Genomic DNA, 20,932 nt, shown 5'->3' on the forward strand with positions numbered 1-20,932 from the left:
GACTGCTTCATATGATGCTTTCTTTTACGCTAATAACAGCACTTTACCCAAGTTTAGCTTTGTTTTCAGCAGCTTCACAAGCTGCTGCGGTAAAAATCACATCGGTCGAACTGTTTAATGCCGTTTCAGCCGCATCTTGGATCACACCAATAATAAAACCAACAGCCACAACTTGCATGGCGATATCATTGGAAATACCAAATAAGCTACAGGCTAGAGGAATAAGCAATAGAGAACCGCCCGCAACCCCCGAAGCACCACAAGCAGAAACCGCCGCAACAACACTTAATAATAAGGCTGTGGGTAAATCGACTTGAATACCAAGCGTATGAACTGCCGCTAAGGTCAGCACTGTAATAGTGATTGCAGCACCACCCATATTGATGGTCGCACCAAGAGGGATAGAAACAGAATAAGTATCTTTATTGAGATTAAGCTTTTCACACAGCGCCATGTTAACCGGAATATTCGCCGCACTTGAACGGGTGAAAAATGCCGTTACCCCACTTTCACGCAGGCAGCGAAGCACTAAGGGATAAGGGTTACGTTTAATTTTTACGTAAACAATAAGTGGATTCACAATCAGCGCAATAATTGCCATTGCACTCAGCAACACAGCTAATAGCTGCGCATAACCTGCAATTGCTGCAAAGCCTGTTTCGGCAAAGGTTGCTGCCACTAAACCAAAAATACCGATAGGCGCTAAACGAATAATAAAGCGTACCATTTGTGAAATACCATGACTCATATCGGCAAAGACTTGCTTAGTAGAATCATTGGCATGATGAAGTGCTAAACCTAAACCCACACCCCATGCAAGGATCCCAATATAGTTGCCTGTCATTAGCGCATTAACGGGGTTATCCACTAATTTAAAAAGCAGCGTATTAATCACTTCACCAATGCCTTGAGGTGGGCTTGTACCTTCAATCCCTGCCACTAATACCAAATTGGTGGGGAAAATCGAGCTTAACACGACAGCCGTTAACGCTGCGGCAAATGTCCCAAATAGATAAAGCACCACAATTGGGCGCATATTGGTTTGCGTATTTTTCTTTTGATTGGCAATAGAAGATGCCACGAGGATAAACACTAAAATAGGAGCGATTGCTTTTAATGCCCCGACAAATAAACTCCCTAAAAATGCAACTTGCTTAGCCGCATCCTGTGAAAAGCTAGCAAGAATAACCCCTGCTGCGATCCCCAATAGAATTTGCAATACCAGACTGCCATTAGCCAACTTAGCTAAAAGTGATGATTCTTGTTTCATGACTTAACCTATCATTATTATATTTCGGCTGAGATAACCCAGCCCACGCCTTCGGATTTGAGGCCAATAAGGTTTTTATAGGATGTGGCGGGACTTGTCTAGCTTTGCAGGGAAATAAGTAAAGTAAATGACCTTATCCCCACAAAAAACCGCTTAGATTGACTTTTTCGTGGCCAAATCAGCACCGCGTAGCATAGCATCAATCAATTCATGGGCATCAAATTTGGTCAGAGCTTCGTTGGCCCCGACTTGATGAGCCTGACTGACACTTATCTCACTGGAAAGCGAGGTATGCAGAATAATATAAGCACTTGCCAACTGCGGATTATCACGCACCTCAAAGGCTAATTCGTACCCATCAAGCCCTGGCATTTCAATGTCACTCACCAAGATATCAATTGGATGATGCTCGGCGGCGGCTTGCTCCATTATCGCCAGCGCCTCTTTACCGTCAGCCGTCACCCGATATGAAATATTAATCATATCTAAGGCATCCGATAACTGTTTACGGGCTACTTTAGAGTCATCAACAAGCAGAATATTCATCGGCTTTAATTTTTCACGCTGCACATCGGTTAAAATCGCGCGATTCGCTTCAGGATTATCGGGAAAAACTTTAGATAATAAGAGTTCAACATCAAGCAACTGGACAAGTTGATTATCAAAACGAGTTACACCAGTTAAAAACGCATTTTTACCCAAATTCGCAGATGGCGCTTCAATATCTCGCCAATTGCATTCAATGATTTTATCAATACCACGCACTAAGAAGCCGATAATCATCCGCTGACAATCGGTGATGATAATATAGCAACTTTCTCGTTCCTCATCCGTAATAGGTCGATAACCAATAGCGGCAGCCATATCGATGACAGGAATGGTATGACCACGTATCGTTGCAGCACCCAAAATGGTTGGATGCGATTGGGGAATTTTATTTAGTGGTGTATAAGGCACCAACTCACGCACTTTTAAGGTGCCCAAGGCAAAAACTTGGGATTGAGATAACCGAAAAAGGAGCAACCCTTGTGACTGATTTGCCTTACTTTTCATAATTGAATTTATAACTCTCTCAATATAGCCTGCCAGTATCTTAACCCTATCACAGCAAAAAGTGATGACTAAGGTCAAATGAAACTAAATCTATCTTGTATTAGCAGGCTAAAAATCCACCTGCAACTGAATTATTCCTGCAATGCATACAATACATCAAAAGCAAACTGATCCCAGCCTTCTGCAGTAAATGCAATGTCACGAATACTACGCACTTGGCTTACGGCATGAAGAGGCGCGGCACCATTGACCATTAAATAATAGGCCATAATGAGCCCGGTACGATCCTTACCTGAGCGGCAGTGGATAACGACTGGAAGATTATCGGCTTCACATTGCTGAATAAAGGCCAGAGCCTTGGGCAACTGAGCGACACAAATCGCAATGTCGCCATCCTGAGGCGGTACATTCCGTGAAAAAGGAATACATTCATAACGTAAACCTAAGCCTTTAAAGCTATGAGGATCACAATCTTCGCCACCATTGACCGACAACACGGCACCAATACCCGCCGCCTTCAATTCAGTTAAATCCCAAGGATCTTTATTGGGGCCACTGCGCCCGGCGATCTGCCCTTCTACCAACCAGAATAAATGCTGCATACAACTCCCACAAGTGAGATAACAACTAACGTTGAGATTAGCTCATCGTAGCTTTTCCAACGACTTAAGATTTTTTTCCCCAAAATTCAACATTGGCTTGCGGTAACTGTTTACGTTTTTTTTTACCTGTGCCTTCAGGTTTGGCGACAGGCTTAGCTTGTTCTAACAGTTCGGCGGGCATGTCATCATCGGCTTCAAAACCGACAATTTGCTCACGCACTAACTTAAGTTTGTTCTTTTTCTCTATCACGCCAAAGTGGTGATAATCATCATGGGAAATCAAGGTCACAGCTAAGCCTGCTTTACCAGCGCGGCCACTACGGCCAATACGATGCATATAATCTGCGGGGCTCCTTGGTAAATCAAAGTTGATCACCACAGGCAGTTTATCGATATCGATACCACGGGCGGCAATATCGGTCGCAATTAACACACTGATCTCGCCATTTTTAAAGCCATCGAGCACCCGCATACGCGCGCCTTGGGCTTTATCGCCATGGAACACTTCGGCAGTGATCCCACGTTTAGACAGCTTTTGCGCTAAGTGATTACAAGTATTTTTAGCACTCACGAAGATCAACGCCTGTGACCACTGATGTTCTTTAATCAGATGCGCCAATAATGCGGTTTTCATCGGACGATTAACCGTAATCACCCGTTGATGAATCGTGCTTTCTTGCTCACTTTGCAATTGATATTCAAGTGGATTATTAAGCAGTTTTGCCGTTAACTCACGGACTTCTTCAGGGAATGTCGCAGAGAATAATAAGGTTTGTTTCTTGACGGGCAAAGCGTCGAGCACTTGGGCTAATTCTTCAGTAAAACCAAGGCTTAACATGCGGTCAGCTTCATCTAGCACTAAGGCGCTGACACGATTGAGTTTGATGGCATTACTCGACAACAGATCTAACAAACGACCCGGCGTTGCTACGAGTACGTCGGCGCCAGAACGTAAGCTCTGCATTTGCGCATTCACCGATACACCGCCAAACGCAGCGACAATTTTTAGCTTGCCATTAAGATGTGAGGCATAGGATAAAAAGCTGTCTGCGACTTGCTGGGCTAATTCGCGGGTTGGGACTAAGACCAAACAACGAACATAAGCGCCTGTCTTATCCTCTGTTTTTGCGTCAACAAGTTGTTGCAACAGCGGCACGGCAAAGGCTGCCGTTTTACCCGAGCCCGTATTAGCACCGGCTAACACATCGCGCCCCGCAAGCACAGCGGGAATCGTTGCCGCCTGTACTGGTGTGGGCGAAACATACGCTAATTCGGTTAATCGATTTAGCAAGGGTGCAATAATGCCGAGTTGGGCAAAGCTTGCCACGGAGGAAGAAGCCTGAGTCATAGAAAGTTTAACTGCTCACCAATATCTTAATAGGCGGCTATTCTAGCTTAAATATCGAGGCAGTGCTTGTCAGTTTCCAGCGTTAACAACTGCTGTTTCATCGCCAGCCCGTAGGCGTAACCCGTTAACTTGCCATTTTTGCCTATTACTCTATGGCAAGGCACAATAATCGCGATGGGATTGGCGCCATTGGCCGCGCCCACGGCGCGCACCGCCTTAGGCCGACCAATTTGCTCGGCAATCTGCCCATAGCTGCAGCTCTGACCATAATCTACATTGAGCAAGGCTTGCCAAACTTCACGCTGAAATTCAGTGCCTTTAGGTGCGAGCTTTACATTAAATTCAATCAGTTCACCTGCAAAATAACGCGCGAGCTGCACTTGAGTTTCACTAATATGCACCTTAGCTTGATTTAGGGCATCCTCACTCACCTTAGCAAGCGCAATCTCAGTGCGATCCGAGCCGACAACCGTTAAATGGCTCAGTCCATAGGCATTGGCATTTAACTGCAATATTCCGACAGGACTGATAAACGTATCCACGGCGCAGGGCTGATACGCAGCAATACTCGGAGCTTGGCTCAATTGACGAATCGCATGCTTCATAATTTATCTCTCTATTTATGTCTTCAACTTAAATCGTTTTAGTCGCTATTGATGCCAAAGCTGAAAGGTTAAATAACTGCCCCAAGGCGCGATTTCTTGACTCAATTGCTGGCACAGCTGCGGGTAGTTGACTGCACCCGCAGCGGCTTCATCCAGCCTATGGGTCTTGCCATACAAGGCCAGCAAATGCTTTTTAACAATCAAATCGGTATGCAAAAACACATTGGGATCGCCCAAACCGCGGAGCTTAGCATACGCGATTGTCCAAGGGCCTATGCCCTTAACGCTGAGCCAATCATCGACACTCGCCTCAGGATGATCGCAGATAAACGCCGCGAGCGCATTGAGGGCTAATTTACGAGCGCCGGGCATTTTTAGCTCTGTTAGACTCGCCTCACGAATGGCCTCGGGTGTAGGAAATAAACGATACTCGCAACCATTGAGACTAAAGCGCTCGCCATAGGCTTCAACCAATTGATTAAGTAGCTTAGTCGCCTGCACTACCGTCACTTGCTGGCCTAAAATCGCACGGCAAGCCGCCTCAAATAAGGAGCCTGCACCGGGAATGCGTAATCCCGAAAACGGTGTTAATCCTAAACTTGGTAGCGCACTTAAGCCTTGTTCAATCTGCAGCATATCCGCATCGAGATCTAAAATGCGTCGCACTTCAGTGACCAGCAACTGCAGTTCATCGACAGGAGAGTCTTCGGTCAACATTATCGCGAGTTTGAAGCGATTTAGCTTAGACTCATGGATAATGTGCACTGTGCCGCGCATCTTACCTAGGGCAAAACAGCGACCATATTCGAGCCCATTATCGCCAGCTTTGGCCTCATCTACCACGGACGCCTCATCGCCAACGACATCGCTCGCTTGTGGATGACTCATCTGCGGTGTGAACCATTCCATCCCTGTTACCGCACGTAAGCGATAAAACCCCAGCTGTGATGCCCAATCCAATGGAGGCCGATAATACTGATACAAGGTTAATCCATAGTGCGGCACAAATTCACCCATAGTATCAATTTCACCTAATCCTGATGATGGCTCACTCATGGACTCCTTTGCCGCTTTGGTTAATGCACTCTTTCTTAACTGGGTCGGCGTCAATTGCAAGGTTTGCTTAAACGCCTCATTGAAACGGCGAATACTGTTGAAACCCGCCGCCATCGCGACTTGAGTGATAGGTAATTGGGTTTGGTGCAATAATTGTTTAGCAAACAGTAACTGCCGATATAAGGCATATTGTTTTGGCGAAGTGCCAAAGCCTTCGGTAAAGAGCTTATTGAGATAACGACTGCTGATCCCTAATCGGTCAGCCAATTGTGTTACTGTCGAGGCTGGCTCTCCCGATGACTTTCCCGCTAAGGCGCCCGCTTCGATTAAGCTAATGGCCCTCGATAACGTTGTGCCAGTCCCCTTCCAAGGATTCGATCCCGGCGCACTGTCGGGCCGACAACGTAAACATGGGCGTAATCCCGCCTGCGCGGCTTTAATGGCCGAATCAAAATAACGCACATTTTGCTCTTTTGGTGCCACAGCAGGACACACAGTTCGGCAATAAATGCCCGTTGTTAAGACGCCCACAAAAAACTTACCATCAAACCGCGGGTCACGGCTCATCCTCGCTTCACGGCAAATGGACGCAGAAAGTTGCCCTGCACAGAACTCCAGCGAATGCACCGAATCTATTTCATCACGCTTATTTGCACTCTCAGACGCTCTATCTGTACTCATTTTTCATCACGCCCGACAATATTCGCTCACAATTAATTTCTTGTTCATTACTTTACGTAAAACTAGCATGTAGCACTAGCGGAAAACGGAACTCAATCATTTCAATGCTTTTAAGGCATGAAATCTTATATACCCAAGCGACCTGAAGATACGAGTTTCAGAGCGTCTAGGGTGCTTCAATTCAAGGCGCATCAATGACAGAATGTCGGCCACCTTTTGAATTGATGCAACACGGAAGTGGAGTGCCCTAGACGCTCCGTCCCGGCGGCTGATGTTAACCACGGGGTAACGCACTTTATGCCGTGTTGGTTATTTTTAACTTAGTCCACTAGGTCTGCAAATAACCGCAATCGCCATGGATGGCGTGAATGTCATTTATGCAGGAGCAATAAATGGCCTTGCCTAAAGTGCGTTAAATTCCCGCTGAATCCTGCATCTTCAGGTTGTTTAGGTATATGCTATACGCGACTATTTTTTATCTCACCATAGAGTTAATTCATGTTTAAACGATTTGAATCCTGGGTTGAAGCCCTACCCGATGATGAACCCACTAAACCACCCACAGGGGTTTATGCTTTTTGTCGCCACTATACTAAGGGCTACGAACTGCCGCTGATCTTAATGTCAGTGCTGACCGCCATGCTGGCCATGCTTGAAGTGTCTCTGTTCGGATTCATGGGCCAATTAGTGGATTGGCTGGTGAAAAAAAATCCCGAAACTTTATTCCAAGACGAAGGCACGACCTTAATGCTGATGGGAGGAATGGTGATAATTGTGATGCCAATATTGGTATTACTGCATGCGCTTATCATGCATCAAACCTTGCTTGGCAATTATCCCATGTCGATCCGTTGGCTCGCCCACCGTTACTTGCTAAAACAAAGTGTATCGTTTTATCAAGATGATTTTGCAGGCAGAATCGCCACGAAAGTGATGCAAACCTCCTTAGCCGTACGCGAAACTGTGATGAAATTGCTCGATGTATTGGTATACATTTTAGTGTATTTCACCTCTATGCTAGTGATGATCGCCAGCGCTGATCTGCGCTTAGTCATACCTATGCTCGTCTGGCTTGCACTGTATGTTGGGCTGCAATGGTACTTTGTGCCTAGACTAAAAAGTGTCTCTACCGAGCAAGCCGATGCCCGCTCAACCATGACAGGCCGTATCGTCGACAGCTATACCAACATCACCACAGTGAAGCTATTCGCCCACACGCAAAAAGAAGCCGAATACGCCAAATCCAGTATGCGGATATTTTTAGACACGGTTTATCGCCAAATGCGCTTAGTGACGGGGATCAGCGTCAGCGTGCAAATCATCAACTATCTGTTGGCCTTTAGTATTGCAGCAGTATCGATAGCCCTATGGACCGATAGCGCAATTACGGTCGGCGCCATCGCCATTGCGGTCAGTTTAGCACTGCGTTTAAACGGCATGTCACAGTGGATCATGTGGGAAATCAGTTCGTTATTCGAAAATATCGGCACAGTTACCGATGGAATGAACACCTTATCGAAAACAACGATCATCCAAGATGAGCCAAACGCAAAGGCGCTGGTCGTCAATCATGGCAAGATTAATTTCAACCAAGTGTGTTTCCATTACGGTGAGCAGACTGGCGTGATTGAAGATCTGAATCTGAATATTAAAGCAGGTGAAAAAGTTGGCTTAGTGGGGCGTTCTGGCGCGGGTAAATCGACCCTAGTGAATCTACTAATGCGATTCTACGATGTTGAAAAAGGTCAGATTAATATCGATGACCAAGACATTAAAACCGTTAAACAGGATTCGCTACGCTCACAAATTGGCATGGTGACCCAAGATACCTCCCTATTGCACCGCACCATTCGCGAGAATATTCTGTACGGCAATCCCAGTGCCAGTGAAGAGCAACTTGATCGTGCGATCAAACAAGCTCAAGCCTATGACTTTATTCAAGGGCTCAGTGATCCTAACGGTAATCATGGCTTAGATGCCCAAGTGGGTGAACGTGGCGTAAAACTCTCTGGCGGCCAAAGACAGCGTATCGCCATCGCGCGAGTTTTATTAAAAAATGCGCCCATTTTACTGCTTGATGAAGCCACATCTGCGCTAGATTCTGAAGTCGAAGCCGCCATTCAAGAAAGTTTATATGAATTAATGCAAGGCAAGACAGTGATCGCGATTGCCCATCGACTTTCGACTATTGCCGCGATGGACAGGTTAATTGTATTAGATCAAGGCCGAGTCGTTGAGCAAGGCACGCACCATGAACTCATCGCCGCAGGCGGTATTTATGCTCAATTATGGGCCCACCAAACCGGTGGATTCTTAGGGGCTGAATAATGTTAAATTATAACTCAGTACTTTGATTTTAAAGGCGACATTGAGTCGCCTTTTTTATTACCCATAACATAGTCCACCTGTTAGTTTGTCGAGCAAGCTTTCTGAACTAAGCGCCTGCCATTGCAATAACGAGCCATCATTTCAAGACCTCAATACAATTATGCTGCAAGCAAGTCTACAACCAATAAAAGCGCAGAAACCCGATCATAAGACCAAGCTGAATGAGCAATGAGTTGTGGCTTGTGGCTTGTGGCTTGTGGCTTGTGGCTTGTGGCTTGTGGCTTGTGGCTTGTGGAACAATAAAGAATGATAGGTACAAAAAAACCACCTTTAGGTGGTTTATTGTGTTCAACTAACGTTAGCGATTAACTTTAGTTGAAGTGGTATCCCCTAGGGGATTCGAACCCCTGTTACCGCCGTGAAAGGGCGGTGTCCTAGGCCTCTAGACGAAGGGGACACAGGACTTATGTTTCACCTCATAACGGAGGTCTTACTTACTGCTCCAACCAAACAACACGTTAGTTATTTGCTAGGAACCACTCTCTATAAAATATAGATGGTATCCCCTAGGGGATTCGAACCCCTGTTACCGCCGTGAAAGGGCGGTGTCCTAGGCCTCTAGACGAAGGGGACACAAGGACATATTAATTTGAACTTTTCTTTCTGAATATAAAAGGAAAGGTTCCCGTTTAACATCTACGGTGTCCTAGGCACTCTCTTCTAAAGAACGAAGGGGACCCGGACTTATGATTTAACTCGTAACCGAGCTTTGTAACACATTCACTTCAGTAGGCTAGGAAGCAAATGTCTCGTTCTTACCAAACAACTCGTTAGTTATTTGCTAGGAACCACTCTCTATAAAATATAGATGGTATCCCCTAGGGGATTCGAACCCCTGTTACCGCCGTGAAAGGGCGGTGTCCTAGGCCTCTAGACGAAGGGGACCCGGACATATTAATTTGAACTTTTCGTTATGAAAGGTTCCCGTTTAACATCTACGGTGTCCTAGGCACTCTCTTCTAAAGAACGAAGGGGACCCGGACTTATGATTTAACTCGTAACCGAGCTTTGTAACACATTCACTTCAGTAGGCTAGGAAGCAAATGTCTCGTTCTTACCAAACAACTCGTTAGTTATTTGCTAGGAACCACTCTCTATAAAATATAGATGGTATCCCCTAGGGGATTCGAACCCCTGTTACCGCCGTGAAAGGGCGGTGTCCTAGGCCTCTAGACGAAGGGGACCCGGACATATTAATTTGAACTTTTCGTTATGAAAGGTTCCCGTTTAACATCTACGGTGTCCTAGGCACTCTCTTCTAAAGAACGAAGGGGACCCGGACTTATGATTTAACTCGTAACCGAGCTTTGTAACACATTCACTTCAGTAGGCTAGGAAGCAAATGTCTCGTTCTTACCAAACAACTCGTTAGTTATTTGCTAGGAACCACTCTCTATAAAATATAGATGGTATCCCCTAGGGGATTCGAACCCCTGTTACCGCCGTGAAAGGGCGGTGTCCTAGGCCTCTAGACGAAGGGGACCCGGACTTATGATTTAACTCGTAACCGAGCTTTGTAATACATTCACTTCAGTAGGCTAGGAAGCAAATGTCTCGTTCTTACCAAACAACTCGTTAGTTATTTGCTAGGAACCACTCTCTATAAAATATAGATGGTATCCCCTAGGGGATTCGAACCCCTGTTACCGCCGTGAAAGGGCGGTGTCCTAGGCCTCTAGACGAAGGGGACACAAGGACATATTAATTTGAACATTTCCTTCTTATATAAAAAGAAAGGTCCCCGTTTAACATCTACGGTGTCCTAGGCACTCTCTTCTAAAGAACGAAGCGTACACAAGGACATATTAATTCGAACTTTCCATTATAAAAAGTTCCAGCTTAATAAGGCAGTAAATTGGTGGAGCTACACGGGATCGAACCGTGGACCTCTTGCATGCCATGCAAGCGCTCTCCCAGCTGAGCTATAACCCCAAATTCTGCTTCAACACCGAACTTTAACAGTGGGCATGAGCATAGAATTAGATTTTGTTCTTACCAAACAACTCGTTAGTTATTTGCTAGGAACCACTTTCTATAAAATATATATGGTATCCCCTAGGGGATTCGAACCCCTGTTACCGCCGTGAAAGGGCGGTGTCCTAGGCCTCTAGACGAAGGGGACACAAGGACATATTAATTTGAACTTTTCATTCTTAATATAAGAAGAAAGGTTCCCGTCTAACATCTACGGTAAGTTTGGTGGAGCTAGACGGGATCGAACCGTCGACCTCTTGCATGCCATGCAAGCGCTCTCCCAGCTGAGCTATAGCCCCAAAACTTATTTAACTCAATTAAGTGCACTGCAAGCTTTAGCCAGCCTGTGTCTCAACTGCGTGGCGCATTCTATGCAGCACACCTAAAAGTGTCAACTCGTTTTTTAGGAATTTATTCTATCTGCTACAAATTCAATCGCTTTGGATATTCTTTGCTCAGAGCGACTTCTTCCTATTAAAAATAATGTGATATCTAAACCTGGAGACTGCCCTGCTCCCGTTACAGCAACACGCAGAGGCATGCCAACTTTCCCCATACCTACATCTAATTCAGTTGCCGTTTGTTCAATTGCCTGATGTATTGCTTCAACCGTCCATTCAGTTAATGCGGCTAATTTTTGTTGCACCAATTGCAACGGTTCTAACGCAACACCACGTAAATGTTTTTTCGCCTGCTCAGCATCAAAGTCTGCAAAGTCTTCATAGAAGTAACGACTAGAAGCGGCTAATTCCTTTAACGTCTTAGCGCGTTCAGCTAATGCTGTGACCACTTCGGCTAATGCTGGGCCATTTGAGGTATCAATCTTTTGGTCGTCCATGTGCCATTGTAAGTGAGTTGCCACATATTCAGGGTCAAGCGTCTTAATATAGTGTTGGTTCAACCAAACCAGCTTATCGGTATTAAAGGCTGAAGGCGCCTTATTAATATCGTCTAGCTTAAAGTATTGCTTCATTTCCTCTAAAGAGAAAACTTCTTGATCACCGTGTGACCAACCTAAACGCACTAAATAGTTGAGCAACGCTTCAGGTAAATAGCCATCATCACGGTACTGCATTACGCTAACAGCGCCATGGCGCTTAGATAACTTAGCGCCGTCATCACCCAAAATCATCGATACATGCGCATATTCAGGAATTGGTGCACCTAACGCTTTGAGGATGTTAATTTGACGAGGCGTATTATTGATATGATCTTCACCACGCACCACACAGGTAATCCCCATATCCCAATCATCAACGACTACGCAGAAGTTATATGTTGGCACGCCGTCGGTACGAGCAATGATCAAATCATCCAATGCGTCATTAGAAAATTCAATACGACCACGAACATGGTCATCAAATACCACTGAACCACCGATTGGATTTTTAAAACGCACCACAAAAGGCTCATCAGTGTCACGGGCTGGCAAATCACGGCAGCAACCATCGTATTTTTGCGCTTCACCGTTAGCGGCCTGTGATTCTCTTAAGGCATCGATTCGCTCACGTGAACAGTAACATTTATACGCTGTGCCCTTTTCTAACATTTGAGCAATGATTTCGTTATAACGGTCAAAACGCTTAGTTTGGTAATATGGGCCTTCGTCCCATGTCAAACCTAGCCAGTTCATGCCTTCTAAAATCGCATCGCAAGCAGCTTGAGTTGAACGCTCAATATCCGTATCTTCAATACGTAATACAAACTCACCGTTATTGGCACGGGCTTGTAACCAAGAATAAAGTGCAGTACGGGCACCACCAACATGCAAGAAACCGGTAGGACTAGGGGCAAAACGCGTCTTAGTTGTCATAATGGGACACTAACCTATATAAAAGTCGTCTAAATAAAGACAAGTACGATAAAAAGTGGGCTTATTCTAACAGTCAAAGCAGGCCCTGCAAATGGGACAAATATCCCATCTCATTAAATTGGATCTCTGAATCATGACCTTTAATACCCAAACCACCTGAAGGCGCAGGATTCAGGTGGTTTGGGTACATATGAAAACGAAAATCAATGATGACTTTGCTGACTTTATCTCAGCCCATATGAATGATCTATGCCGATAAGTCTCTGCACGGTACAACCCCCTGAAATAACACTTTAATCGGTGATATGTTTAACATTAAGTCAATGCGAACAAAAATAGCGCGACCAATGCTTTTTTCATTAAAAAGCGTTGACACTAGATCGAACCTCCCTATAATACGGCTCCACACAGCGAGGTCGATTAGCTCAGCTGGGAGAGCACCTCCCTTACAAGGAGGGGGTCACTGGTTCGAGCCCAGTATCGACCACCATTTATTTGAAAGAAATAACCGCTGTAGATAATAGTTATATCCCAGGTCGCTTAGCTCAGCTGGGAGAGCACCTCCCTTACAAGGAGGGGGTCACTGGTTCGAGCCCAGTAGCGACCACCATATAACTTAATTTACAGGACTGTGTAAGTCATTCCCAGGTCGCTTAGCTCAGCTGGGAGAGCACCTCCCTTACAAGGAGGGGGTCACTGGTTCGAGCCCAGTAGCGACCACCATTCTTCAGTGAATAATGACTCCAATTGTGTAATGTAAAATCCCAGGTCGCTTAGCTCAGCTGGGAGAGCACCTCCCTTACAAGGAGGGGGTCACTGGTTCGAGCCCAGTAGCGACCACCAAATTCTACAATACTCAATTAAAATCCCAGGTCGCTTAGCTCAGCTGGGAGAGCACCTCCCTTACAAGGAGGGGGTCACTGGTTCGAGCCCAGTAGCGACCACCATATTCTGCAATACCCGATTGAAATCCCAGGTCGCTTAGCTCAGCTGGGAGAGCACCTCCCTTACAAGGAGGGGGTCACTGGTTCGAACCCAGTAGCGACCACCATATCCCCCTGTTGTTCGAAGCCCCAAGCTAAATCTACGCTCAAGATCTAACTACAACACCCTTGCCTGTAAATATCTTTTCCTCATTTAATTAACCACAAACAATACTTATAAAATACGCCATAAATACAGCCAGCTCAGTACAAATGCCCTCTTAAATGCTTTTTTAGCCCTACTATGTACCGGCAATAATTCCAATTAACACCGATGACAAAATAGCAACCACGGCAAGTTTTGATTTAAGGAGCATTGATTTATAAATCACATTTTGATCTAAAAATAACGCATTCTGCTCACTTAGTCGGCACTCTATATTCAATAGAAATAAAGCCACTATTAACTTTTGGGTGGGTTCCCACCCATTCACCATATCAGTGTGAGCGAGATCTCACCCACCAATTCAGCGGTGTGACACACATCAAATGAACTACACTTTGTTAACCAAACACTTACAGACTTCAATGTAAGTTGGCGTGGTATTTGCGTTAAGTAGAACAGACCTCAGGGAAGTCAAGGCTGTATTCCTACTCACACTTGGTAACAAACTAACCAAGACTGAGGACAAATCCTAACAACAGAAAAAGGAACTCAAAATGACATTGAATCAACAGATTAGTATGAACCGCCCATTGAAAACTGTTGCGAAGATGCTTGCTATTGCATCTGTTATTGCAACCAGTTTTAACGTGCTTGCAGCCCCCGTCGAAATTAAGTTTTCTCATGTGGTTGCAGAAAACACCCCCAAAGGCCAAATGGCGTTGAAATTTAAAGAGTTGGTTGAACAACGCTTACCGGGTGAATACAAAGTCAGTGTATATCCTAGCTCACAGTTATTTGGGGATAACAACGAGTTAGCAGCATTACTATTAAATGATGTGCAATTTGTAGCGCCTTCTCTATCAAAATTTGAACGCTACACAAAACGTTTACAGATATTCGATCTGCCCTTTTTATTCAACGATATGGATGCAGTAAATCGCTTCCAGCAGGGAGAAGCGGGGCAAACATTATTAAACTCAATGACACGTAAAGGGATTGTCGGCTTAGGCTATTTACATAATGGTATGAAGCAATTCTCAGCCAATACCCCGCTTAAACAACCTTCTGATGCAAAAGGGTTAAAGTTCCGCGTGATGGCATCGGACGTATTAGCGGCTCAATTTGATGCGATTGGTGCGATTCCAGTAAAAAAACCGTTCTCGGAAGTATTTACCCTGCTACAAACCCGCGCTATCGATGGTCAAGAGAATACTTGGTCTAATACTTATTCACAAAAATTCTATGAAGTTCAAAGCCATATCACAGAGAGTAATCATGGTGTACTTGATTATATGGTTGTAACCTCAGATACCTTCTGGAAAGGATTACCAGCAGACAAACGTAAAATCATCAAAGAAGCCTTAGATGAGTCAATCGCATTAGGGAATAAAATTGCTGCCGAGAAAGATAACGAAGATAAACAATTAATCCTCGATTCTAAACGCTCACAGTTAGTGACATTAACGCCTGCAGAACGTCAACAATGGGTAGATGTAATGAAACCTGTGTGGGCGAAATTCGAAGATCAAGTTGGCAAAGATATCATCGAAGCCGCCGTTGCTGCAAATAAACAATAATTAAAATAACCGCTTAACCTTAGTTGAGGTTAAGCGGTATTTGAGCGAGGGGAGTACAAACTGTGATATCGCGAATTTTTGGTTACTTTGAAATAGGTATGCTCAATTTACTTATTACCCTGATGACACTGCTTGTATTTACAGAGGTTGTAGCACGGTTTTTCTTTAATACCGGTTTTCTGTGGATCCAAGAACTGACATTAACCCTGTGTGGGTGGTTTGTGTTGTTTGGTATGTCCTACGGAGTCAAGGTTGGCGCACATATCGGTGTCGATGCCTTTGTAAAAAGCTTGCCGCCAAAGGCAAAAAAAATCACCTCCTTAATCACAACCTCAATCTGTTTAATTTATTGTGGATTGTTTTTAAAAGGCAGTTTTGAATATCTATCGCAGATGTATCACGTTGGTGTACCAATGGAAGACATCCATTTTCCAAGAGCATTACTCAATAATTTAGATCCTGATTTTGCTTGGAATACCCTAAGAATTGACGTGGATGATGGGGCTGTCCCCATTTGGTTATCCCAAAGTATCCTGTTGATTGGTTTTACTATGCTCACATGGCGTTTTCTAGAATTATTTATCGCCATTCTCCGCAACCAAGTCTCAGGCTTAAAATTTGCCGATGAAGCGAAAGAAAGTATGCATTTAATCGATGAAAGTGCGCAGCAAACTCACACAACGACAGATAACAAGGAGGTAAAATAATGGCCATTGCAACCCTATTTACCGCCCTACTCGTCTGTATGTTTTTAGGCATGCCGATCGCCATTGCGCTAGGTTTTTCCAGCATGCTCACCATTTTATTCTTCTCCAATGACTCTTTAGCCTCTATTGCCCTAAAACTCTATGAGTCGTCATCAGAGCATTACACGCTACTGGCCATTCCCTTCTTTATCCTATCGTCAGCCTTTTTATCAACTGGTGGTGTAGCAAGGCGTATTATTGACTTTGCCATGGACAGTATTGGACATATCCGTGGTGGTCTCGCGATGGCATCGGTTATGGCCTGTATGCTGTTTGCTGCGGTTTCAGGATCATCCCCTGCAACCGTTGCCGCCATTGGTTCAATAGTGATCGTTGGTATGGTAAAAGCGGGTTATCCTGAAAAATTTGCAGCTGGTGTCATTACTACCTCAGGCACTCTTGGGATTTTGATCCCGCCATCGATTGTGATGTTAGTGTATGCGGCAGCGACCGAAGTATCAGCAGCAAGAATGTTTATGGCAGGTTTGATTCCTGGCTTATTAATGGGTTTGCTACTCATGGTAGTCATCTATATCGTTGCCCGTTTTAAAAACCTACCATCACGCCCCTTCCCTGGCATTAAACAATTAGGACTTTCCAGTGCTAAGGCGCTCGGTGGCTTAGCACTTATTCTGATAGTTTTAGGTTCCATTTACGGTGGTATTGCCAGTCCAACTGAAGCCTCTGCTGTGGCTTGTATGTATGCTTATTTGATTGCGGTATTTGGTTATCGTGATATTGGGCCGCTGAAAAATGTCGCATGGCGCAACTCAGGCGAAAGCCTACCGAATGCGATTGCCCGCAACCTATGGCATATGATATTGGGCTTAATAAAAACCCCCGTAGATACTGAAGTACGAAATGTGGTGCGTGATGGTGCTAAAGTCAGCATTATGCTGCTGTTTATTATTGCTAACGCAATGCTGTTTGCGCATGTACTTACAACAGAGCGTATACCCCATATAATCGCCGAATATATTGTCAGTATGGGTCTACCCGCTTGGGGCTTCCTGATTATCGTCAACTTGTTGCTACTCGCGGCAGGGAACTTTATGGAACCGTCTGCGATAGTACTAATTATGGCGCCGATCCTCTTTCCAATTGCAACTCAGTTGGGAATTGACCCTATTCACTTAGGGATTATCATGGTGGTGAACATGGAAATAGGTATGCTAACGCCGCCTGTTGGACTCAACCTTTTTGTGACATCGGGGATTACTGGACGCAGTATTGGCTGGGTTATCCACTCCGTACTCCCATGGCTATTGTTGATGCTAGTCTTCTTAGCCTTTATTACCTATGTGCCACAAATATCCCTGTTTTTACCCGAGATGCTGGATAAGTTAAGGGGGTATTAGTAAAAGGTCTTCTCAAGGAGTCGATATTATTCCTTGATTATAGATAGTTTTTAAGCGAGCCTACTTAGGCTCGCTTTGTTTTAGGTTAAGTGATAATCAGGATCGCCCGCTATGCTCCCCATGACGCCAACAGCCAAAAAACGTCTCTTTTTGACGATAGTGCTACTCACGGGATTATTCGCAATCCTAAAGTTGACCTATTGGATTCATTTGCATCAAGGTAAAATTGAAATCCAAACCCAATCTGAACAACAATTAAAGGAACTCGTCAGTTTTTTGGATGGTGCGCTTTCACGCTATGAGAGTATCCCCCACGTGCTTTCGACCAACCCAATGCTGGCGCAGGTGCTCAACGATCAGCAGAATCCTCAAAAAGTCCAAGAGTTGAATCTCTATTTAGAAGAAATCCAGCATGTTACTGAAGCATCTGATATTTATCTTATTGATGCGCTGGGTATTGCTATTGCCGCCAGTAACTGGCAACAGAGTTTCTCATTTATTGGTAAAGATTATTCCTTCAGGCCCTATTATACCGATGCCATTTCAGGAAATTTAGGGCGCTATTATGCCGTCGGTACTAGCTCAGATAAACGTGGTTTTTACTTCTCTTACCCGATTTATCAGCAAGGTGGGAAAGGTATACTCGGCGCGATTGTGGTGAAAGTGAATATTGCCGATATAGAGCAACAGAGCACCAGTATTGCCATTGCGGGCCAGTATCAGTTTGTGATCAGCGATCCCGATGATATCGTTTTTATTTCCAGTATTGATGAATGGCGCCTCACCTCCTTAACGCCACTCACCCAAGCTAAACAATACGCGCTAAATGCTTCAAAACGCTACGCCGAACGGACTATTAGCGAACTATTAATCAAACCACATTATCAATATAGCGGCGAAAACTACGACCATATTTACCAAATTCGCACGGGTATAACCCAAGCTCAATATATGGATACCCACCACGAGATGACAAAAGCGGGTTGGCGAGTTCACATTCTAGCGCCAATGAAACCCTTACACGAATCCATGCCCGCTCTTATGCTACTTTCTGCTTCGATTTATCTGTTGCTTGCATTAGCGCTTTTATTTAGTGCAGAGCGGAGACGTAATTTACAACGCATGCAACTGGCACAAAGTCTTCTTGAACAACGGGTTGAAGAACGTACACAAGATTTACAACAAGCTAATGAACGCCTCAAAGATACTCAAGATGAACTTATTCAAGCGGCAAAGCTAACCGTTATCGGTAGCTTATCTGCCAGTATTAACCATGAACTTAATCAACCTTTGGCGGCATTGCGCAGTTATGCACAAAACACTCAGACGTTTCTTGCGAGGGATATGCAAGATAAGGCACAGGATAATCTTAAAATTATTATCGAACTCACCGACAGACTCGCCGATATTGTCGGCCAATTTAAAAGTTTTACTCGTAAAAGCCAAGGTACTGATAGCGCTACAGATATTAATCGCTGCATCACACAAGCCTTAACCATAGTTCAACCAGCTATCGATAAACAAGGCGTAGAATTGGATGTGCAACTCCCCGATGGCAATTATCAGGTTTGGGGGGATAAAGTCAGATTACAGCAAGTGTTGGTCAACATTATGAGTAATGCGATTGTCGCTATGCAACAATCAATTAAACGCCGTCTGATTATCAGGGTAAGCAAACAAGATAAGTTTTGTATCAGCATTCAAGATTCGGGCCCAGGTGTTCGCGAAAGCCAAATGGAAAAAATCTTTGAGCCCTATTTCACGACAAACGAGCGCCATGGTTTAGGATTAGGCCTATCAATTTCACAACGTATCATCGAGTCTATGCAAGGCCAGATTAATGTCGCCAATGCCGAAAATGGTGGGGCTATTTTTCAGATTATTTTACCGATTTATTTACTCGAGGAACGCCAGTCACTATGAATGCGCCCAATTCAATCCAAGACTATTCAGTACTTATCATCGATGATGAGCCACATATAGGCACCGTCTTAGTGCAATTGTTCGAACTAGAAGGTATTAAAGCCATCACTCGCACTGAACCTAAAGATATTGCCAAACTGCTTGATAAAGATTGGGCCGGAGTCGTGATCTCCGATGTGAATATGCCACAGCTTGATGGCATTAGTCTTATGCAACAAATTCGCCAGCAAGATCCTGATTTACCAGTAGTCCTACTCACAGGTTTTGGCGATATCGCTATGGCAGTCAATGCCTTAAAGCAAGGCGCTTACGATTTTCTCGAAAAACCCTTTAATAATGAACATATGCTTGATGTGGTTAAACGTGCCTTAGGTAAACGCAGTTTGACCCTAGAAAACCGTAAACTAAAAAAAGAGCTAGAGAGCCAAAGCGTTCCCGGGCCACGTATTTTGGGGCACAGTGTTGGCATTAACCGTATGCGCCATATTATTGAACAAGTCATCAATACGCCTGCTGACGTATTGATTGAAGGAGAAACAGGCACAGGTAAAGAACTCGTTGCCCGTTATCTGCACGATCACAGCAACCGTAACCAAGCCAACTTTGTGGCCATTAACTGCGGCGCGATCCCTGAAAATCTTATCGAAAGTGAACTCTTTGGCGCCGAAGCTGGTGCCTTTACGGGGGTCGATAAAATGCGGGTGGGTAAGTTTGAATACGCTAATGGTGGCACACTGTTTTTGGATGAAATTGAAAGTACACCACTCTCGCTCCAAGTGAAACTACTCAGAGTGTTAGAAGATCGTAAAGTTGAACGCTTAGGTTCCAATAAAAGCATCAATTTAGATATACGTGTGATTGCCGCCACCAAAGTTGATTTAAAAAGCCTGTGTGATACTGGGGAGTTTCGTCAAGATTTACTCTACCGCTTGAATCTAGTGACGGTTCCCATTCCGCCACTAAGGGATCGACGTGAAGATATTCCCCTACTCTTTTTACATTTTGCGCGAGTCGCATCGGCTCGATATCACAAAGCACTTATCGCGTTAAATGCTGAGCAAAATGCCATACTCACCTCACACGACTGGCCGGGCAATGTACGTGAATTACGTAATCTGGCTGAACGCTATGTACTACTCGGTGGAGAAGCCGCTTTTGCCGGTTCACTTGGCAATACACCAAGTCTGCACTCCAGCATGTCTTTACTGCAACGGGTCGAGTTTTTCGAGCGTGTACTGATTGAGGAAGCCTTAAGCCACAACAAAGGCAGTATCAAACTGACGATGGAACAGCTTGAACTCCCTCGCAAAACCTTATATGACAAGATGCGCAAATATGATTTAGACCGCAAGCAATATGTAAATTCAGAGGACTAGGGAATATTGCGATTTCAACTGTTAAATCGCACCATAACTCAACTTAATAAAATCCCCACTTAGATTTATCTAA

At 44.6% G+C, this 20,932-nt stretch carries 13 protein-coding genes and 15 tRNA genes; 12 read left to right on the plus strand and 16 right to left on the minus strand.

All coding sequences use genetic code 11. The features are described from left to right. Positions 1 to 43: 43 nt before the first annotated feature. The 6 genes from sstT to JEZ96_RS12460 all read right to left on the minus strand — a co-directional run bounded on the left by sstT (position 44) and on the right by JEZ96_RS12460 (position 6,615). Complete coding sequence (sstT, locus tag JEZ96_RS12435; protein WP_011788855.1) at positions 44 to 1,270, minus strand: serine/threonine transporter SstT; 1,227 nt, start codon at positions 1,268 to 1,270, stop codon at positions 44 to 46. 153 nt (positions 1,271 to 1,423) lie between these two features. Next, positions 1,424 to 2,323, minus strand: coding sequence for a chemotaxis protein CheV (locus JEZ96_RS12440; protein WP_011788854.1), 900 nt, complete (start codon positions 2,321 to 2,323; stop codon positions 1,424 to 1,426). Between the two features lie 131 nt (positions 2,324 to 2,454). Further along, complete coding sequence (locus tag JEZ96_RS12445; RefSeq protein ID WP_025008713.1) at positions 2,455 to 2,925, minus strand: phosphatase domain-containing protein; 471 nt, start codon at positions 2,923 to 2,925, stop codon at positions 2,455 to 2,457. Positions 2,926 to 2,989: 64 nt separating this feature from the next. After that, positions 2,990 to 4,273, minus strand: a complete 1,284-nt coding sequence (locus tag JEZ96_RS12450) for a DEAD/DEAH box helicase (protein ID WP_061783307.1) — start codon at positions 4,271 to 4,273, stop codon at positions 2,990 to 2,992. 47 nt (positions 4,274 to 4,320) lie between these two features. Continuing rightward, positions 4,321 to 4,878: a methylated-DNA--[protein]-cysteine S-methyltransferase gene (locus JEZ96_RS12455; RefSeq protein WP_025008712.1), complete on the minus strand. Its 558-nt coding sequence runs from the start codon at positions 4,876 to 4,878 to the stop codon at positions 4,321 to 4,323. 45 nt (positions 4,879 to 4,923) lie between these two features. Next, the gene (locus tag JEZ96_RS12460; protein ID WP_061783306.1) at positions 4,924 to 6,615 is read right to left on the minus strand and encodes an Ada metal-binding domain-containing protein; all 1,692 of its coding nucleotides are present in this window, start codon (positions 6,613 to 6,615) and stop codon (positions 4,924 to 4,926) included. Between the two features lie 498 nt (positions 6,616 to 7,113). On the opposite strand from JEZ96_RS12460, the gene JEZ96_RS12465 reads away from it, so the two are divergent. Further along, positions 7,114 to 8,943 (plus strand): ABC transporter ATP-binding protein, encoded by a 1,830-nt coding sequence (locus JEZ96_RS12465; RefSeq protein WP_198779808.1) that lies wholly within the window; start codon positions 7,114 to 7,116, stop codon positions 8,941 to 8,943. Between the two features lie 381 nt (positions 8,944 to 9,324). Here the strand turns inward: JEZ96_RS12465 and JEZ96_RS12470 are convergent. The 10 genes from JEZ96_RS12470 to gltX form a co-directional block, all read right to left on the minus strand. Next, positions 9,325 to 9,400, minus strand: a tRNA-Glu gene (locus JEZ96_RS12470). A gap of 100 nt (positions 9,401 to 9,500) precedes the next feature. Beyond that, positions 9,501 to 9,576, minus strand: a tRNA-Glu gene (locus JEZ96_RS12475). 236 nt (positions 9,577 to 9,812) lie between these two features. Continuing rightward, positions 9,813 to 9,888: transfer RNA gene (locus JEZ96_RS12480), tRNA-Glu, on the minus strand. 223 nt (positions 9,889 to 10,111) lie between these two features. Continuing rightward, a tRNA-Glu gene (locus tag JEZ96_RS12485) sits at positions 10,112 to 10,187 on the minus strand. 223 nt (positions 10,188 to 10,410) lie between these two features. Continuing rightward, positions 10,411 to 10,486 (minus strand) — tRNA-Glu (locus tag JEZ96_RS12490). Between the two features lie 131 nt (positions 10,487 to 10,617). Further along, positions 10,618 to 10,693: transfer RNA gene (locus JEZ96_RS12495), tRNA-Glu, on the minus strand. Positions 10,694 to 10,859: 166 nt separating this feature from the next. Beyond that, positions 10,860 to 10,935, minus strand: a tRNA-Ala gene (locus tag JEZ96_RS12500). 114 nt (positions 10,936 to 11,049) lie between these two features. Continuing rightward, positions 11,050 to 11,125: transfer RNA gene (locus JEZ96_RS12505), tRNA-Glu, on the minus strand. Positions 11,126 to 11,200: 75 nt separating this feature from the next. Continuing rightward, positions 11,201 to 11,276: transfer RNA gene (locus JEZ96_RS12510), tRNA-Ala, on the minus strand. Positions 11,277 to 11,380: 104 nt separating this feature from the next. Then, the gene (gltX, locus tag JEZ96_RS12515; protein ID WP_014610857.1) at positions 11,381 to 12,790 is read right to left on the minus strand and encodes a glutamate--tRNA ligase; all 1,410 of its coding nucleotides are present in this window, start codon (positions 12,788 to 12,790) and stop codon (positions 11,381 to 11,383) included. A gap of 414 nt (positions 12,791 to 13,204) precedes the next feature. Here gltX and JEZ96_RS12520 point away from each other — a divergent pair. The 11 genes from JEZ96_RS12520 to JEZ96_RS12570 all read left to right on the plus strand — a co-directional run bounded on the left by JEZ96_RS12520 (position 13,205) and on the right by JEZ96_RS12570 (position 20,859). After that, positions 13,205 to 13,280: transfer RNA gene (locus JEZ96_RS12520), tRNA-Val, on the plus strand. Between the two features lie 44 nt (positions 13,281 to 13,324). Next, positions 13,325 to 13,400, plus strand: a tRNA-Val gene (locus JEZ96_RS12525). Positions 13,401 to 13,437: 37 nt separating this feature from the next. Next, positions 13,438 to 13,513 (plus strand) — tRNA-Val (locus tag JEZ96_RS12530). Positions 13,514 to 13,557: 44 nt separating this feature from the next. Further along, a tRNA-Val gene (locus JEZ96_RS12535) sits at positions 13,558 to 13,633 on the plus strand. Positions 13,634 to 13,661: 28 nt separating this feature from the next. Then, positions 13,662 to 13,737 (plus strand) — tRNA-Val (locus JEZ96_RS12540). A 28-nt stretch (positions 13,738 to 13,765) separates the two neighbouring features. Continuing rightward, positions 13,766 to 13,841: transfer RNA gene (locus tag JEZ96_RS12545), tRNA-Val, on the plus strand. Between the two features lie 592 nt (positions 13,842 to 14,433). Then, positions 14,434 to 15,456, plus strand: coding sequence for a TRAP transporter substrate-binding protein (locus JEZ96_RS12550; protein ID WP_011788847.1), 1,023 nt, complete (start codon positions 14,434 to 14,436; stop codon positions 15,454 to 15,456). Between the two features lie 62 nt (positions 15,457 to 15,518). Beyond that, entirely contained in the window at positions 15,519 to 16,163 is a 645-nt protein-coding gene (locus JEZ96_RS12555; protein WP_011788846.1) for a TRAP transporter small permease, read from the plus strand. Continuing rightward, entirely contained in the window at positions 16,163 to 17,560 is a 1,398-nt protein-coding gene (locus tag JEZ96_RS12560; protein WP_011788845.1) for a TRAP transporter large permease, read from the plus strand. The genes JEZ96_RS12555 and JEZ96_RS12560 overlap by 1 nt, the downstream gene beginning before the upstream one ends. A 111-nt stretch (positions 17,561 to 17,671) precedes the next feature. Beyond that, complete coding sequence (locus JEZ96_RS12565) at positions 17,672 to 19,483, plus strand: sensor histidine kinase (RefSeq protein WP_061783234.1); 1,812 nt, start codon at positions 17,672 to 17,674, stop codon at positions 19,481 to 19,483. Continuing rightward, positions 19,480 to 20,859: a sigma-54-dependent transcriptional regulator gene (locus tag JEZ96_RS12570; RefSeq protein WP_128090291.1), complete on the plus strand. Its 1,380-nt coding sequence runs from the start codon at positions 19,480 to 19,482 to the stop codon at positions 20,857 to 20,859. Before JEZ96_RS12565 ends, JEZ96_RS12570 begins: the two co-directional genes overlap by 4 nt. Positions 20,860 to 20,932 lie beyond the last annotated feature (73 nt).

The sequence above is a fragment of the Shewanella putrefaciens genome, from assembly GCF_016406325.1.
Classification (GTDB): Bacteria; Pseudomonadota; Gammaproteobacteria; order Enterobacterales; family Shewanellaceae; genus Shewanella; species Shewanella putrefaciens.